The organism is Parabacteroides sp., assembly GCF_977054455.1.
This window is the reverse complement of record NZ_CDRTCT010000039.1, coordinates 20,882-38,352: the sequence shown is the minus strand read 5'-3', so window position 1 is coordinate 38,352 and position 17,471 is coordinate 20,882. Positions and strand designations below refer to the sequence as shown.

Here is a 17,471-nt window from a genome sequence, read left to right as displayed (position 1 = left end):
CTTGGAGAACTACGTCCTTTTATATAATGCGTAAAGCATTAGAAATGAATATTTATTAAAAACACATCCAAATGTCTTAACATAAAATGTACCTTTCTTAAAGAATACCTTATGTCGGTTGTAAAAGTAAACAAAAAATATCAATATCAAACAAAAAATATCACAACAATAAGATCCTTGAAAGTAATAGATTCGAATAAGGCATTAATAAACAACCACTTGCTGCATTTGAAAAAAATAATATAACCATCCGTTTTTATCAATGTCCATAGGCTGACATCTTTCTGCGAATTTATCGAAAGGAACTTTGAATAGACGTAGTTCTCCAAGTACTCAGCGTTAATTAAAGTACAAACCAAATTTCCAGCGGACCCTATTCTCTCAAAAACTACACTCTCAATTAAAGTTCAACCTATAATCATTACATTATATATACAAGATCTTTCATCTCATAACCTTCGGTTAACTCAAATCCATCAAATAGAACAGTAGGAGTTTTCGATATTTTGTAATCCTTTACAAATTGGAGTTGTCTATTATACAGAATCTCAACATTCGTATCCATATAATCAAAACCATAAGTTTGCATAAATGTATTTGCATCATACTTTCCATGCGTATACCACTGCCCCAAAATATGTAAAAAATCAGAAATCGTAAGCAACTGATAAGCTGCTATCAAAAAATAGCAAACAGGAACCACGGTATTGTCGAACGAAGTAAAAACATACTGAAAACGAAAATGCTGCAACAACAAGGGCGTTTGCAAAATTTGAGTATGCAAGGCAGAACAAGGTCCACAATAAGGATTGGAAATAATGGTTATGGTATGAACAGCTTCTCGATTTCCCCAATAGATATTAGAAACAGAAGCATCTATCTCATAATAATTTGATTTTTTCAACAGCCCTTCAAATACGGTTTGATTATATTTAATCCGATTCGCTTTTGCTTGATTGAATTTTGAGACCTGCAAAGAGTGATATGCATCACAACACAAAGAAACCGAAACAATAAAAAACACATAGATCAAGGAGAGAGCTACCCATAAACAAAAATCAAATTCAGCCATTATCAATTGTATACTGAACCAGTTTACGATGGAGATACCCCATAATACTATTTGTACACCTAAACAAAGTACACACCATCGCCGAAGCCGTACTTTTTGATACCAGACACTCCACAAAGTATAAGGTAAAGCCAGCAGATTAAACAATACATAATAATGCACCCAAGACGGGAAAGACAGAACAATCAAATTGGATACAAAATACCCAAATCCGATTTCACCCCAAGAAATCACCCCAAAAAATTTAGATGCCTTCGAATGCAAAACTGCCGAACAATCCGCCTGTTTAAAAGAAGTACAAATTAAATCAGACAAATTATCGTTCATATCCAACTGTTTGCGCAAAAGAGAAAAAGAAAATGCCAATCCCACTATATTAAGGATAAAAGAAAGAATTAACCAAACATTCCAATCTGCTCGCATGTAAATTTCTCTCCAAACTATCAAAACCATCAGAATGAAAATAAGGGATATGATCTTGGCCTTTTTTAATAAGGATTCTGTTCGGTGCTTCTTAAAATCGGGTTCCACAGACTGGTCTGTTTTTTCAACAGCGAGTAAAACACCTGAAAAAGACTTCAAATATTCATCCTTTGTCAAATATCCAGTGCGACCTTTTGCATAATAAGACACACCATTCTCCTTTATCGCCTTAATAACAGCAAAATCGCCATATAAATGGGCTATAAATGGAGTTTCAACCTGTAATGAATCTATTGGGTCGATTTTTATCGGTTCATTTTCAATTCCATACAAAGTACAAACTTGTGAAAATCCATATAACGTGTCTTTATAGGGATTACTTTCATATAGCAATGTCGCATAATTATGAGTAAACTTTATATTCAAGCACTTTAAGAGGAATATAAAAAGAGAATAGCCGTCTTTCATAATACTTAACAAAAATAAAGAAGAGAGTATGTTGATAACAATCTTGACACACTCTCTTGAAATAAGTTCTTATACTACCAGCGATCATAACAATTATGGCCATTCACATTACAACAACATGCGTAATCTGAAAAAGTATTACACCAAGTCAATCCTTGTTGCATGCTATCAAAAGAATTCGATTCACGCACAAGCCCCGATGAATATTCATATTTGTAACACACTGTAGGAAAACCTCCACAAATCATTTTTTGTTCTTCTACTGATAGTCTCTTGACCACCTTTAATTTACTTAACGACTTCATAATTTCCACATATTTATTAGTTATATATAATTTATGTCACATAATAAAACCTGAAAAAGTTAACCAGCGGAGAAATAATCCGTAACAGAGTCTTTTTCGATTCATATCCATTCAACTGCTAATGTAGTGATTTTTTTTAATTGTTACATATTTTCAAAACAAAATATGCATCTAACTATAATGCCGCATACATTTCGATCATTTTATCGCGGAAAATATTAAAATTAAACCGGTTCAAGTAAAGCTCTCGACCTGCACTCGCCATACTCCTGCATTGATCCGGATTTTGCAATAAACGGACAATTACATCCTGCAAATTTTTCTTGCTTTCCTGTATTTCTTTCCCTAAGTTTAACTCCACAATAGTTCCCGTTTCAGCAGTCACCAACTCTAAAAGGCCTGTCGTACCAGATATAACTAATGGCAAATTCATCATGATCATTTCCAAAGCGACATATCCAAATTCCTCATGCAGGGCAGGAAGCACACCTAAATCTCCCATTGAGAAAAGTTCGTAAAGTGTCTCTTTATTTACAAAGCCTGTAAAAACACAACGGCTCCAATAAGGTTTACATTTGGGTAAAAGTTCCCCTATTAAACCATCTCCAATAATCAACAATTTCAAATGCTCATCTTGGCTTGCCAATTCGTGAAATACATCCATGAGTATTTGAATTCCTTTTACCTCATCTAATCTGCCACCAAAGACAAGAATCTTATCTCTTTCAGAAAATCCGTATTTAAACCTAATTTGCTTACGTTTAAAACTCGAACAAGGCTTATAACAATCTTTAACCCCATGAGAAATCAGAGATATTTTATCGGGAGAGATGCCGTAAAGCTCCAAAATATCGTCATAAGAGTGCTTGGCAATCGCAATAATATGATCACAGTTTTTTAAAAAGAGCTTTTCTTTTTCAAAGTTATTCACAATGTACCGATCCTTACGATTGCAGTTTTTCAACAAAGCAAGCAACCTGTTTTTATCGCCCAACAAGTCAAAACTCCAACTTGTATAATGAACCGTAGCCACTATCTTAGCACTCGGAAAATAGCCCTTCAAACTCAAGGCTAGCTCAGTCATTTTCATATAATTCAAATGAAAGACAGGAGATTTAACCCCTTGAAGGTAAGGAGCTATTAAAAAAACAATATTGCGATAATATCTTTTATCGAACTCTTGCTGGTCAGAACTATAGCCCTTTTCTATCGGATTTGCTATATAATAATTGCAAACACCATTTTCTTTTACTTTTAACAAAGATTTTGTCTTATGCGATCTCAAATGAATCACCTGTATTTCCCGTCCCGTACCCTTGACAACATCCACAATCGATTGTATATAAGTACCGATACCATATTGTGCAGCCCGCGTTTCTTCATCAAAAAGGATAATAGCATTTTGAAGCAAACAATCATTTATCTGAACCTGTAAAGAAGTAACTTTCATTATCTGATTTAACAAACAACCGGCAAGCCCCTTTTCCAAACCAATAGGCATCGCTTCATAATCATACGTTAATGGGAAAGATGCTAATAATAAATCCGGTATCTCCATCTTTATTTTCAACGTACCTTGTAAACTATCCATAAAATCTTTTACCAAAAAGGGAGGAATTTCATCCGACACTAAAAATCCGGATGATAACACGCGATTTCTCAGGCGTTCCAAATAAGTTCTATTAAACGGCATAGATTTACGATTTTCCCTATATGCCAAACGAGACGTTACATAAAATACGATTCCGCCAATACCATGACGAAAACTTAAATCCGACATAAAATCAACATCATGTTCCATTACCAGCCGGTCTATATCTTCTAATATCTCATCCGCGTCGCCTTCCATAAAGCCATTTCGCAACAAATACTCAATGCCCCAGCCAATGCCACATAAACCACTTTCCAAATTAAAAGGGACATCCACATGGATATCTTCGTAAATTTCATTCAATAGTTCACCAGCAAAATCTTCACACCAGACAGATTTAGACAAACGTGCATAGTGCATTAGAAAGAGCACACAGCCCATTTTTCCTTGAAACAATCCCAAATCAGGCAAAAAGCTACTATTCAGCATGAGATAATACAAAGCCTGTTCAAACTCATTTTTCATGTTTTCCATATTCTCTTTTTATATTAAGATATCCCCATGTTCCCATAAAATAATGGACAGCATAAGCCTGTTGCAAACGCTCTTCCCATTCTTGTTCAAATTTTCCATTACGAATCAATTGAGATTCGATAATTGAAAATGGTGAAATATATCGTGCCGGAATCACATGTACCCCTGTATCATCTTTGGACTTTAAATTCGACAACATGATAGAACCGGTAGTTTGTAATACGTATAACAGTTTATAGATACTGTCAGAATACGGTATCTGCTCCTCTTCAAACACATGTTTAATTATCTTTGAAAAAAAAGGATGTTTTGGTATCGTCGCCATAAATGTATTATTTAAGTAATCATCCCCTTGTATCAAAAAAGAGTAAACTATATTTTCTTTCACATCCGTTCCAAAGCAACAATCACCATTTAGTAATGGCTCTATATTTTCTAAACATTCCACATCAAAATCAACATATAGGCCACCAAATTGATACAATATCAAATAACGAATAGAATCCCAACGTTGAATATCATAAGGGAACTTATTAAATACTTCTATATATTGGGGGAAATATTCTTTCATAAAACGATCCATCTTTTCATCATCCCAAAAAACATATTGCCAGTCTGGATGCTTTTCTTTCCAAGTTTCAGACAATTCTAAAAAACAATCAGACAATGGCATCTCTCTGGATGACCAAATTTGATGAATCACATACGGAATTTTCAAGGTAATGCTATTTTAATATATTCAAACGACTCATATTCACTATATTTCTAAAGTTACAAAGTTATAAATTTGTCAATCAGCAACAAACAATTTCAGATATTTCTTTCCCTCTCATTCAATTAATATTTCATAATAAGGCCATGTAGGAATTCCATCGCCTCTATATCCTATTTATTATAAACACTTACCATATACCATCAATTTGATTTGTTTTAAATGTTTTACTAACACATATATTCTTATTTTTCGATTTTTAGACTAAAGATCACATGCTTTTAGACTATTTTCCTCAAATCATCTCAATGATTTTTAAATAACCTGAATGTTTTGACAAAAATATTTGGATATTTTAGACAAATCCTTCAAATGAATTCGAAAAATCATTCAGAAGATTTTGCCAGAGGAACCAAAACTAAAAAAGAAACGAAAAAAAATGAATTAAATTGCTGAAAAACAAGTGCAGTAATATTATGAAAAGACCTTGACTTTTTTAGTATCCTGCAGAAAAAACAAACTTACATTTTTTGTAACAAGAGTCAGTTTCCCTATTCTTTTTTCATTATTGCCCGGTAAAGTTACTTTTATTGCTTTTCACACATCCATATACAATGCTCCACTTTTATAAAAAAATCCTGCCCGTTGCATAGCATTCCATCTTGTCATCCCTAATAAGATACTACTTTTAGCAACCTCGTTCCATTAGGCTTTATGACCACATGAGACAAATCAAACGTTATGTCATCTTTTACCTCAATTGTTTATCACTCCATCGGAACCTCCATCAAAAGCACGGTCGCATGCTTCAGAACCTCGATGGCAATGCTGTCGGTGTCCCAGAAGCCGGCTCCGTCACGTTTGGAAAGGACTGTGTTGGCCACCTCCACTTCACCTTCGATCACGAACAGGTAAACGCCGTTCTTCTTGCCATGCAATTTGTATTCCTTCACCAGTCCCGCATCCAACGTACCCATCGAGAACCAGGCATCCTGGTTGATGGAAGCCGGGGCGGAACCGTCCGGCGCAATCATCAGCCCCAACTCATTCTTCTTCAGAACGGGACGGATATCATAGCTCTTATAATAAGGTTCCGTATTCTCCTCACGCGGGAACACCCAGATCTGGAGGAAATCCAACTGCTCTTCACCGCTATCGTTGAACTCGCTATGGAAAATGCCCGTACCGGCACTCATCACCTGGATATCGCCCGGAGTAATCACTTCGCTGTTCCGGATACTGTCGCCGTGGCGCAGATATCCCTTCAACGGGATAGAGATTACCTCCATATTCTTGTGCGGATGTGTATCAAACCCTTCTCCCGGAGCGACAGAGTCGTCGTTCAAGACGCGAAGCATACCGAAATGAACCCGCTTCGGATTGTAGTAATTGGCAAAACTGAAAGTATGATGGGTCTTCAGCCATCCATGATTTGCATACCCGCGAGTATTGGCTTTATCCACTACTGTTTTCATAAATAAACCTCCATTGTTAATTACGTCTATAGAACATTATGGATGGAAGAAAAGTTTTTAGTACTTTTGTGCCCTAATAAAATCATCCAGTAAATATAAACACTATGGCAGTTTACTTAAACGATGTATCAAGAACATTCGGTGAATACTTGCTTATTCCCGGTTTAACCACCAAACAATGTGTGCCAACCAACGTTTCGCTGAAAACCCCGCTTGTGAAACACAAAGTAGGTGAAAAGCCTGCGATCGAGCTAAACATTCCTTTCGTTTCAGCGATCATGCAATCCGTGTCCGGTCCCAAGCTGGCCATCGAACTGGCCCGCAACGGAGGATTGTCTTTCATCTTCGGTTCGCAACCTATCGAAAGCCAGGCTGAAATGGTCCGGAGAGTAAAGAAGTTCAAAGCCGGTTTTGTAATCAGCGACTCCAATCTGACTCCCGATAACACGCTGGCAGATGTAATCGCTCTGGTTCAGCGCACCGAACACTCTACGATCGGTGTGACGGACGACGGTACTCCTAACGGTAAATTGCTGGGAATGGTGACCAGTCGCGACTATCGTGCAGAAAAGGATTCTCCCGACAAGAAAGTAAAAGAATTCATGACACCGTTCTCCAAACTGATCGTCGGCGAACTGGGCATGACGCTGAGTGAAGCCAACCAGATCATCTGGGATCACAAACTGAACACGTTGCCGATCATCGACAAGGAACAGAACCTGCAATATTTCGTCTTCCGCAAAGACTACGACAGCCACCGCGACAATCCGAAAGAGCTGTCCGGCAGCGACAAGAAGTTGCTCGTCGGTGCGGGGATCAACACGCGCGACTATATGGAACGTGTTCCTGCGCTGGTTGAAGCGGGTGTCGACGTCTTGTGTATCGACTCGTCCGACGGCTATTCCGAATGGCAACAGCAGACATTGCAATGGATCAAGCAGAACTATGGCGACAAGGTGCTGGTCGGCGCCGGTAATGTCGTCGACAAGGAAGGATTCGACTACCTGGTCGAAGCCGGAGCCGATTTCATCAAGGTGGGTATCGGTGGCGGTTCCATCTGTATCACCCGTGAACAGAAAGGTATCGGCCGCGGACAGGCTACCGCATTGATCGACGTGGCTCAGGCACGCGACGAATATATGAAAAAGACGGGCATCTATGTGCCTATTTGCAGTGACGGCGGTCTGGTGCATGACTACCACATGGTCCTTGCCTTGGCAATGGGTGCGGACTTCCTGATGATGGGACGTTATTTCGCCCGTTTCGACGAATCACCCACAAAGAAGATGAAGATCGGAAACAATTTCGTCAAGGAATACTGGGGCGAAGGTTCGAACCGTGCCAAGAACTGGCAACGTTATGACATGGGCGGCAGCGAAGCGCTTAAGTTCGAAGAGGGCGTCGACAGCTATGTGCCATACGCAGGAAAAATGAAAGACAACCTCAACCTCACACTGGGCAAAATAATCGCCACGATGTGCAGTTGCGGTGCCATCACCATCCCCGATCTGCAGAAGAACGCCAAAATCACACTGGTTTCCTCAACCAGTATCGTGGAAGGCGGGGCGCATGATGTGATTTTGAAGGAGCAGAACTAAGAGACAGACTATTCATAAAAAAGGAAGTGTGTCAAAACTCCTTTATCACGATCTTTAAGGCACGGATTACGCGGATTACACGGAAAGATAATAAATTTATCCGTGTAAATCCGTGAAATCCGTGCCTAAATTATGTCTATTGTAAGCGAGATTTTCTTTTGACACACCTTCTTTTTTTATAAATGCCTACCCATCAATTATAACCCGGATTTTGTGTCAACGCACCACCGGTAGCGTCTATTTCCGTCTGAGGGATCGGCCACAAAATGTTATAGTCTCTTACATTCATAGCCGGAGCCTGTGGGTTATCGTTGTACTTCCGCAGATATTCAAGGAACTTGCCTGTACGACGCAAAACCACATCGCGGATTTCTTCCGTATATAATTCACGGACCCGCTCGTCCAACAGATAATCGATCGAGACATCACTTGCAGTGATCGGCTTAGCGTTCGCACGTGAACGGACCACATTGATGTCATCCGCCGCTTTTTGCATTTCACCCAACTGGATATATGCTTCAGCACGGTTCAAATAAGTTTCCGCCAATCGCATAAAATAACAATCTTTCCATGTATATCCGGCACCACTGCGAAGAGGTTCGGCCTGAACATGACAAGGATCACCGACCTTTCCGATCCAATAAGGATAAATATAGTTACATGTATCCTTCATCTGGTTACGGCCATTCGTTTCATAACTGCCCCACAAACTGAAATCAATCGCTTGTCCGTTATAAGGGGATTCCGGATTTTGGAAATAGAAAGTTCGTTTGATATTATGAGGAGCATTCCGCATATCATTATCCCAATCCGATTCCCAAACTTTATGTGTTACATAGTAAGTCGGACGCGACCAGGAAACCGGACGGCTCAACGTATCTGTATATCCCGTATATTTGCCATCGATCAATTCCCCCAAGATGCAAGTATATCCGGCAGGATCATTTCCCAAAGAATAATAACGGGGACCATGACGGCGAGGACCGTTATTTTTGCCCCCTCCATCCGACAGGTTGGCAGCAAACTGAGCGACCCAGATAGCCTCTTTGTTTTCATTCAAATTCTGATTCCCATAAGCAAACAGATCCAAGAAGACATCTCCCGTACCAAACACATCGTTTGTCGAACCGAAACGTTCGGTCATCAACCGATAACCAAAATCCTCAATCACATGCGTAGAAGCATCGACCGCTTTCTGATACTCACCTGCTTGCAAATAGACCTCAGACAATAACTGAAAAGCAGCTCCTTTCGTGATACGCCCCTTTTCATCTTCTTTACCGGGATCAGGAAGATGCTGGGTCGCAAAAAGCAAATCGTTTTCCACCTGGGCATACACCTCTTTCAAAGGGGTACGGACAAAATCAGTCTTAGGCGTACTCACCGCCTCTGTCACCAAAGGAATATCTCCATAAAATGAAGCGAGCAAACGATAAGCGTATGCACGGAAGAAAAGCACTTCTCCTTTGTACATTGCCTGCTGTCCAGCACTTTCCCAGCCAGTCGTAGCTTCATCATCGATATAAAGCAACAATTCATTGGAACGGCTGATCAGCATATACATATTGTTCCACAATTTATAGAACAAGCTATTAGTCGGGGTCAGCACTTCGTATGTCACACCTCCCGGATTCTCCCCGTTATAGCTGACATCAGCCATCGAACTGTAAAAATAGACAATGGCATCCCCCCCATAGTATAACGCATCACGCAGATAGTTGTGAAGTCCGTTTATTCCTAATTTAATACCCGATGCCTCGGTATATGTATTCTCCGGTGACAGAAAATCCAACGGTTTCTCTTCCAAGAAATCGTCATTACATCCAAACAGTCCACCCAAAAGGAGTGTCACGGCCACCAATTTAGAAAAGATCGTATTTGATATAAAATTGTATTTCATGATTCTATATAATTAAAGTGATAACTTGATTCCAAATTGCAAACTACGGGTCAACGGGAATGTCGTATATTCAGGGTCCCATCCTTCCCAACCGGTAAATGTATAGAGATTTTTTCCTGTCAGGAACAGTTGCAACTGGCCGATAACCCCGGTCTTTTGCAATAACTTCTTATCAAACGTGTACATCAAGGATACATCCTGAAGGCGAACAAAACTCCGGCTTTGATTGATGTTGGTAGCGATCTGCTGGTTTCTAAACAAAGCCACACTTTCGTTCGAACGGTTTTCCGGAGTCCAATACTCTCTCGTAGAAGGCTGGTTCAAGCGAATGACATAATCGGAACTATTGTCAGGAGACAAAAGCCCATTGCCTGCAAGGTAATAGCCACCTCCGCCCAACATCGAGTTCAACATGAAATACAAAGACCAGTTTTTCCATGTCAACGTATTGTTAAAGCTGAAGCGGCAACTCGGATTCTTGTTACCGATAATCTTACGGTCATTTTCCGCATCGATCTTTCCATCTCCATTCAGATCGGCAAACTTCTGTTGCCCCGGATACCAACCGTCATAAATTTCACCGGAATACAAATCCTCCTCTTGCCAAACACCGGTCATCTCATACGAATAGATAGCGCTGATCGATTCGCCGACAAACCAACCATTCGTCAAATCCTGTGTAGCCCCATCCCCATAAAGTTCAGTAATCTTATCCCGGTTCAACGAGAAAGTAAAGCCCGATGTCCAGGAGAAATGGCTATTCTGGATGTTTACGGAATTAAGTTCGACTTCCAAACCTTTATTCTCCACACCGCCTAAGTTGGCCCAAACCCAACTGTATCCGGTGACATTCGGCAACGTACGCTTAACCAACACATCCGACGTCTTTGATTTATACACTTCAAACGAACCGTTCAGACGCTGGTTAAAAAGACCGAAATCGATACCGAAGTTCCAAGAAGAGGTACGTTCCCATTTCAAGTCCTTATTTGCCATCGCAGAAGGATATAAAGAGATCACTTTGTCGTCATTATAGTTATAGGCGCCTAATCCTAACTTGGCAAGTGAAGCATAACGGCCGATTCCCTGGTTTCCGTTCTGTCCATAAGAAAGACGCAACTTCAAATAAGTATCTTCAAACGGATTAAAATCTTCTTCCGAAATCACCCAACCGATAGATGCGGAAGGAAGTGTCACATATTTATTATTACTTCCGAAACCGGAGTAACCATCCCGACGAACCGTACCCGTCAATAAATAACGATTCTTGTAACTGTAATTGATACGTCCCATCAGACCGACATTAGATTCCTGCCAGGCCGTGCTTGCTTCGGTAAACAAGGTTCCTATACCCAAATTGTTATATCCCAAATTGTCTGTATCAAACGATTCGGCAGTGGCAGTAGTCTTATCTCCCCATCTTTTTTCCGTCGTATAAACAAATGTAGCATTCAACGAATGATCACCGAACTCTCTTTGGTAAGCGAAAATATGGTTGAACAAATAGGCATTTTCGTTTTCCGGAGCTTTTACCGCCTTTCCGTTATTGACAAAACCACCATCCACATCTGCCGGATAGAACGTATTATTATCCCGATGATAGCGAGTCGTAGAATAGTTGAAATCATAAGACAAACCTTTGATAAAAGGAACATCCACACGCCCGGTCAACGTTAGGAAAAGCGTATTCCGTAAATCCGAATTGTCGATTGCCAGATATTGCAACGGGTCTTTCATGGCCGATTCATTGGCAAACTCCATCCGATAATATCCCGGCGTATCGAAATCATAGGTAGCCATAGGAGTCGCTTTTGTCGCATAATCAAAGTTTGCCGGAATGCCCGAATAATCACGGTGCGAAAAATTGACATTTGCACCGATTTTCAACCAATCCGTCACTTTCGTATCCACTTTCGCATTGAATGTATAACGCTTGAATTGATCGTTCAGCAACAAACCTTCTTCATCATGGTAAGCACCCGACAAATAATAATTGACATAATCGGAACTTCCTCCGACACCCAAATTATAATCCTGTGTCAAACCGGTCTGCATCACTTTATCAACCCAATCTATATCCGTACCTAACATGTAGTTATCTTTTTCTTCTTGCGATCTCAGGTAATAAGCTCTCGCCTCTCTTGTCGAAACATCCGGATAGACCGGACGGCCTGCTTCGCTCGTCGGCTTCGTTTGATACCATTTGTGCAGATCCTGCTGATAAGCATAGTCGGCCAAACGCATGGTGTATTCTTCCGCATTCATATACTTTGCTTTGTGGTTAGAAGCGGATTGTGTCCCTATCGACATATTGAACGAAACAGTCGGTTTCTCTGTTTTTCCCTTTTTGGTCGTTACCAGAATGACACCATTGGCCGAACGAGCGCCATAGACAGCCGCCGCACTTGCGTCTTTCAAGATATCGATGCTGCTGATGTCGTTTACATTGATATCAGACATTGATCCATTATAAATAATACCGTCCAGAACGATCAGAGGATTTTGAGAGGCAGAAAACGAATTTGTCCCGCGAATACTCAAACTTACATCCTCTCCGGCATATCCGCTCTGAGCAGTATTGACACCGGCGGTAGATCCGACAAGAGCTTGAGATAAATTGGTATTAGCGACAGCCGGCGAATTTTCCAAGTTAACCCTTTTCACCGCCCCTGTCAAATCCTTCTTTTTCATAGTTCCATAACCGACAACCACTACCTCTTCCAATGTTTCCGTATCTTCATGAAGAGTAACCGTATAGGAGGTTTGATCCGTAATTTTTATTTCTTGAGAAATATATCCGATATAAGAAACTATTAACGTTGCACCTGGTGCAACGTTAAGGACGAAGCGTCCTTCCGAATCGGAAATAACGCCGTTCATGGTTCCTTTTTCCACAATATTGGCACCTATCACCGGTCCGAACGTATCCATCACAACACCTGTGACCTGTTTTCCCTGCTGAACCACCTCTTCAGAGCCTGTTTCGTTATTTTTCCGATAAAGCAATATATACTTATTGTCTATCTCATACACAATATCGGTGTTTTCAAAAGCTTCATTCAAATAAGAACCTATTTTACCAGATTTTTTATGCAAAGCGACCATTCGGTCAGTGTTTACTTCCTGATTACGAAAAACAACCAGATAGTCTGTCTGCTTTTCAATTTGATTGATCAACTGGCCGACAGACAGTACATCCGTTTCCAAAGTAATAACAACATTCTGCGCCTCCGTATTGACAGCAAACATTTGAGCCAGACAAACGAAAAGCAAAAAGAGTGAGATTCTCATGATCCTAAAAAAATCTTTAATACATTGATTTTGTACAATAAAGAGCCGTAACAAAGTTTTTAAATTCATACCTTTGCTTAAAATTAAGTGAATACTAAAATTGATACTAGTGTTTTCTTGATGTCTAACGGCAGGTGCTGGAATCATCTGCCGTTATTTTGTCGGATTGTTTTTTCTATATCATAGGCATTATGATTTAAATGGTTTACATTTTACTTAATATGATCGTATTATTCTCTTCGTCTTTCTCAATTTTGAATCTATGAATCCGTTGGATCATCCGTAGGATTTCATCGATGCCATCACGCTGACGGAACTTTCCCCGATATTTCCAGTTGGAAATAGACGGATCCTTTACCACTATCCTAACATCGTAATAAAGTTCCATTCTTTTCAAGATATTACCCAATGGTTCGTTATCAAAACTATAAATTCCATCCGTCCATAAAAAATAATCGTTATAGGGTATCTTATCGACTTTCATGGTGTTTCCATTGATTGTTACCTGTTCGTCCGGTTTAAGAACAACTCCATTTTCATCAATATCCGGCAAATAAACTTGCAAGGAGCCTTCCAGCAAACTGGTTTGCAATTCCTCTCCGGCATATCCATGCACGTTAAACTTCGTACCCAACACTCTCATTGCCACTCCTCCGGAACAAACGATAAACGGTTTTCCCTGATCCTTTTTCACATTAAAAAAGGCTTCTCCTTCAATCGACACCCGTCTCTCTTTCCCTGAAAAAGCCGCAGGATAAGTAAAAGTCGTCCTGGCATTCAGCCAAACATCAGTGCTGTCAGACAAGGTTATTTTGATTCGTTGTCCGGCCGGTACATATAAAGTATTGTTAACTTCGGTCAAAACATTATCTGCCCCGTAGTGATTGGCTGTTATCCAATAGGTCGCGATTACAAACAATAAGGCAATTGCCGCATACCTCGACATATGTAATAAGAACCTTCGGATCTTATTACTTTTAATCATTTGATTAAATCGCTGTAGCCCTTGTCGGTTTGCCTCCATACGATCCGTCTGATCGGACAAGGCTAACAAGGCATTCATATTTTTATATTCAATGAATTGCCTCATCAACTCTCCATCTGCTTCAATCTGCCGTAACAGTTCAAGCCTTTCACCCACGCTCAGTTCTGTCTGGAAATATTTTTGTATTCGTTCGTCCATATTATCCGTTTGTATAGAGTAAACACTTCAGTCCAAAAAATCCGCCAAAGAAAAAAAATATTTTTCTCTACCTTTTTCAAAGAGAAAATAGAAACAGAAACAAAGTCATATAATCTTTCAGTTCCACACGCAGTTTTTTATAGGCAATTCCCATCTGTGTCTCAATCGTATTAATAGAGATATTCAATTCTTCGGCGATCTGCTTTTGTTTTTTCCCCTCTAATTTACTCATAATAAAAATCTCACGACATTTATCAGAAAGAGAATCAAGGGCACGGGAGATTATCTTCTCTACATCTTCTTCCGAGAAAAGATCTTCATCGAATACTTCCAAAGAATTCAAATTCATTTGGAGTGTAAGGGCATACTCTTCTTGTATAAGGCTAACTGTTTCCTGGACAACGATTTTATGACGAAGGTGATTCAAACACTTGTTCTTAGCGGTAGTAAACAGATAGGCAACCAGATTGACAGGCATCGTCAGTAGCTCCTTCTTTTCCCATAATTCGGTAAAAACATCCTGCACAATGTTTTCAGCGTCCGCTTCCGAGACCACATACTCCTTGGCAAAATATTTCATCTTGGAGAAATAGGCAAGATAAACCTCTTCGAATTTACTATTTATACTTGAATCATCCAAAATCACCTATCATGGTTAATATTCTATTTTCTGCAAATATAATTTATTTTCATCAAAAACGACCAAAATCGAATACAGCGTCTCATCTCAAAATACGTAACCCTATGCTTTACGATGACTAACCCTATGCTATAGCCATCGTAACCCATAGGGTTAGCACTTGTAAAGCGATACCTTTTTTCTACTTCTTATTTGCCGGCAGCCTGTCCACAACCATCGGACGGACAATGTTTCCTCCTAACGAAACAACGCCATCCTTGACAGACATATCAACGACAAACGAATTACGGGGATGTATCTCCGTCTCGCTCTTGTGCGCATGGAAAACATAACGCATCTTACCTTCCATATCAACAAAAGGAGCACCGTGGCCGACACCGACCAGCCCGTCGCACTTATGCAACACCGGATTGTCTTCGTATTTTTTCCACGGGCCGAAAGGAGAATCCGATGTGGCAAAACCTACCGCGTAGTCCTGGCTCGTATAGCCGTTTGCCGAATAAACCAGATAATAGACGCCATCCTGTTTAAAGACGGAAGGGCCTTCCACGACTTTGGGAAGAACCAGTTCCCACGGTTCCTCAGCCTTGAAACATTGCGTCAACGTTTCTTCCTTGATCTCTTTCAGGTTCTCTTTCAGCTCCGCGCACCAGATGACATTGCCGTCGTTGAAACGGACGAAATAGAGATAGGCTTTCCCGTCTTCGTCAAAAAAGACGGAAGTATCGATACTCTTCTCTTCGCGGATCGGCTTATGCTCGTCCTGCTTGAACGGACCCAAAGGAGAATCTGCCGTAGCGACACAAATATGCTCTTCTGTCGAATAGAACATGTAGAACTTCTTATCTTTTTCAACATAATAGACTTCCGGCGCCCAGAACATCGATTCACCGTAGGAGTTCGTGTGGCTAAGCGACAAAGCCGAGGCACGTTCCCAGTATTCGAGGTCCTTGGAGTAATAGACGTCAAAACCGGTTCCGACATTCGTCCCGTAGATATAGTACAGGCTGTCATGTACCAAGATATAAGGATCAGCCAGAGGGACCGTCTTGGACAAGACGGTTACCGGTTTTTCTTCTTCTACTTTCCCTTCTTCCTTTTTACCGGATTCGGAATCCGAACAACTCATGCAAAAACAAAGGGAGAACGAGAACAATAAAGCAATCCATTTCTTATTCATAAAATCATCAGTTTAATTATTTAATGACAGGACGAAACGCACCGTAAGAAGGCTCCAGCTTATCCACGTAGGGCCAGCCTTCTTCATCCCACAAAATGCGGTCCAACAAGACTTGCCGTTGCGCGTCCAAACGTTCCAGTTCAAAAGCATGGTAAAGCATCCACGTGTTCTTTTCGTCATCTTCGAGAAGGGTGGAATTGTGGCCGGTCCCGACAAAACGGTCATTCTTATGCAGGATTACTTCATGCTTGTTATCCAACATTTGTCCTCCCTGTTTATCTACATACGGGCCGAAAAGGTCTTTCGAACGCGCCACTACTGTGGTGTAGGTACTTTTCTGCCCTTCGCAACAAGAGCCGATGGAGCCGATAAGGTAGTAGTACCCGTCGCGTTTCCACAGGTTGATCCCTTCGTAAGCGTTGCCGGCGATCTGGCGCTTGGTGTCGAGTTTCGGCGTGATCGTCACATCATCCGTCACGTCCAATTCCATGATGTAAATTCCGAAAAAGCTGCCCCAAAGCATATAATACTTGCCGCCTTCCTCGTAGAAATACTGGTCGATGGAGTTCTCCACGTTCACTTCACGGCTATCGAACACTTTACCTTTCGGCGTGAACGGTCCTTCGGGAGAATCGGATACGGCATACCCGATGGTGCTGACCCAATGGTTGCCCCATTGCGCCAAGGAATAAAAGAGCACGTATTTGCCTTTCACATAACGGATCTCCGGTGCCCAAAGATGGGCATGTTCCTTGACATCCTTGTTACCGGGCAAGAAGTCCGGACGAGTCTCATCGGTGAAGGCAGTCCCGATCTCCTCCCATTCCACCATGTCTTTCGACCGGAAGATCGGCAGGTTGCGGATATCTTCGGTCGCATACAAATAATAATACCCGTCATTGGCACGCATAGCGGTCGGGTCCGGTGCGGCCACCCGTATCACAGGATTGTGATAGGCAAGTTGCGAATCATTGACTTCCGGGATCTCCTGTTTACCCGAATCTCCGGAATTGTTGTTTCCGCCGCAAGCCGTGCAGCAGAGAGCACACGACAACAAGAAAAATTTTTTTACATTCATCATTCCTATCTGTTTTATTTA

The 17,471-nt window shown here is 40.9% G+C and carries 11 protein-coding genes; 1 reads left to right on the top strand and 10 read right to left on the bottom strand.

Features of this window, described 5'->3' with window-relative positions:
- Positions 1–421 precede the first annotated feature (421 nt).
- The 4 genes from ACW6QF_RS16985 to ACW6QF_RS16970 form a co-directional block, all read right to left on the bottom strand.
- The gene (locus tag ACW6QF_RS16985; RefSeq protein ID WP_456088677.1) at positions 422–1,963 is read right to left on the bottom strand and encodes a vitamin K epoxide reductase family protein; all 1,542 of its coding nucleotides are present in this window, start codon (positions 1,961–1,963) and stop codon (positions 422–424) included.
- Positions 1,964–2,443: 480 nt separating this feature from the next.
- Positions 2,444–4,393, bottom strand: a complete 1,950-nt coding sequence (locus ACW6QF_RS16980; protein WP_456088676.1) for a glycosyltransferase — start codon at positions 4,391–4,393, stop codon at positions 2,444–2,446.
- Positions 4,374–5,111, bottom strand: a complete 738-nt coding sequence (locus tag ACW6QF_RS16975; RefSeq protein WP_456088675.1) for a glycosyltransferase family 32 protein — start codon at positions 5,109–5,111, stop codon at positions 4,374–4,376. The genes ACW6QF_RS16980 and ACW6QF_RS16975 overlap by 20 nt, the downstream gene beginning before the upstream one ends.
- A 761-nt stretch (positions 5,112–5,872) precedes the next feature.
- Positions 5,873–6,580, bottom strand: a complete 708-nt coding sequence (locus tag ACW6QF_RS16970; RefSeq protein WP_298551611.1) for a pirin family protein — start codon at positions 6,578–6,580, stop codon at positions 5,873–5,875.
- A gap of 104 nt (positions 6,581–6,684) precedes the next feature.
- Between ACW6QF_RS16970 and ACW6QF_RS16965 the strand changes: the two genes are divergently transcribed.
- Entirely contained in the window at positions 6,685–8,178 is a 1,494-nt protein-coding gene (locus ACW6QF_RS16965; RefSeq protein ID WP_298551612.1) for an IMP dehydrogenase, read from the top strand.
- Positions 8,179–8,371: 193 nt separating this feature from the next.
- Here ACW6QF_RS16965 and ACW6QF_RS16960 read toward each other — a convergent pair whose 3' ends face one another.
- The 6 genes from ACW6QF_RS16960 to ACW6QF_RS16935 all read right to left on the bottom strand — a co-directional run bounded on the left by ACW6QF_RS16960 (position 8,372) and on the right by ACW6QF_RS16935 (position 17,453).
- Entirely contained in the window at positions 8,372–10,078 is a 1,707-nt protein-coding gene (locus ACW6QF_RS16960) for a RagB/SusD family nutrient uptake outer membrane protein (protein ID WP_456088674.1), read from the bottom strand.
- Between the two features lie 12 nt (positions 10,079–10,090).
- Positions 10,091–13,369, bottom strand: coding sequence for a SusC/RagA family TonB-linked outer membrane protein (locus tag ACW6QF_RS16955; RefSeq protein ID WP_456088673.1), 3,279 nt, complete (start codon positions 13,367–13,369; stop codon positions 10,091–10,093).
- 205 nt (positions 13,370–13,574) lie between these two features.
- Positions 13,575–14,552: a FecR family protein gene (locus ACW6QF_RS16950; RefSeq protein ID WP_456088672.1), complete on the bottom strand. Its 978-nt coding sequence runs from the start codon at positions 14,550–14,552 to the stop codon at positions 13,575–13,577.
- Positions 14,553–14,628: 76 nt separating this feature from the next.
- Positions 14,629–15,198 (bottom strand): RNA polymerase sigma-70 factor, encoded by a 570-nt coding sequence (locus tag ACW6QF_RS16945; protein WP_298551616.1) that lies wholly within the window; start codon positions 15,196–15,198, stop codon positions 14,629–14,631.
- 175 nt (positions 15,199–15,373) lie between these two features.
- The gene (locus tag ACW6QF_RS16940) at positions 15,374–16,372 is read right to left on the bottom strand and encodes a glycoside hydrolase family 43 protein (protein WP_456088671.1); all 999 of its coding nucleotides are present in this window, start codon (positions 16,370–16,372) and stop codon (positions 15,374–15,376) included.
- 16 nt (positions 16,373–16,388) lie between these two features.
- Complete coding sequence (locus ACW6QF_RS16935) at positions 16,389–17,453, bottom strand: family 43 glycosylhydrolase (protein ID WP_456088670.1); 1,065 nt, start codon at positions 17,451–17,453, stop codon at positions 16,389–16,391.
- Between the last annotated feature and the right edge of the window lie 18 nt (positions 17,454–17,471).

Coding starts and splice junctions, on each gene's coding strand:
- ACW6QF_RS16940 (WP_456088671.1), bottom strand. CDS start 16,372: ATGAATAAGAAATGGATTGCTTTATTGTTCTCGTTCTCCCTTTGTTTT.
- ACW6QF_RS16955 (WP_456088673.1), bottom strand. CDS start 13,369: ATGAGAATCTCACTCTTTTTGCTTTTCGTTTGTCTGGCTCAAATGTTT.
- ACW6QF_RS16935 (WP_456088670.1), bottom strand. CDS start 17,453: ATGATGAATGTAAAAAAATTTTTCTTGTTGTCGTGTGCTCTCTGCTGC.
- ACW6QF_RS16950 (WP_456088672.1), bottom strand. CDS start 14,552: ATGGACGAACGAATACAAAAATATTTCCAGACAGAACTGAGCGTGGGT.
- ACW6QF_RS16965 (WP_298551612.1), top strand. CDS start 6,685: ATGGCAGTTTACTTAAACGATGTATCAAGAACATTCGGTGAATACTTG.
- ACW6QF_RS16970 (WP_298551611.1), bottom strand. CDS start 6,580: ATGAAAACAGTAGTGGATAAAGCCAATACTCGCGGGTATGCAAATCAT.
- ACW6QF_RS16985 (WP_456088677.1), bottom strand. CDS start 1,963: ATGAAAGACGGCTATTCTCTTTTTATATTCCTCTTAAAGTGCTTGAAT.
- ACW6QF_RS16980 (WP_456088676.1), bottom strand. CDS start 4,393: ATGGAAAACATGAAAAATGAGTTTGAACAGGCTTTGTATTATCTCATG.
- ACW6QF_RS16960 (WP_456088674.1), bottom strand. CDS start 10,078: ATGAAATACAATTTTATATCAAATACGATCTTTTCTAAATTGGTGGCC.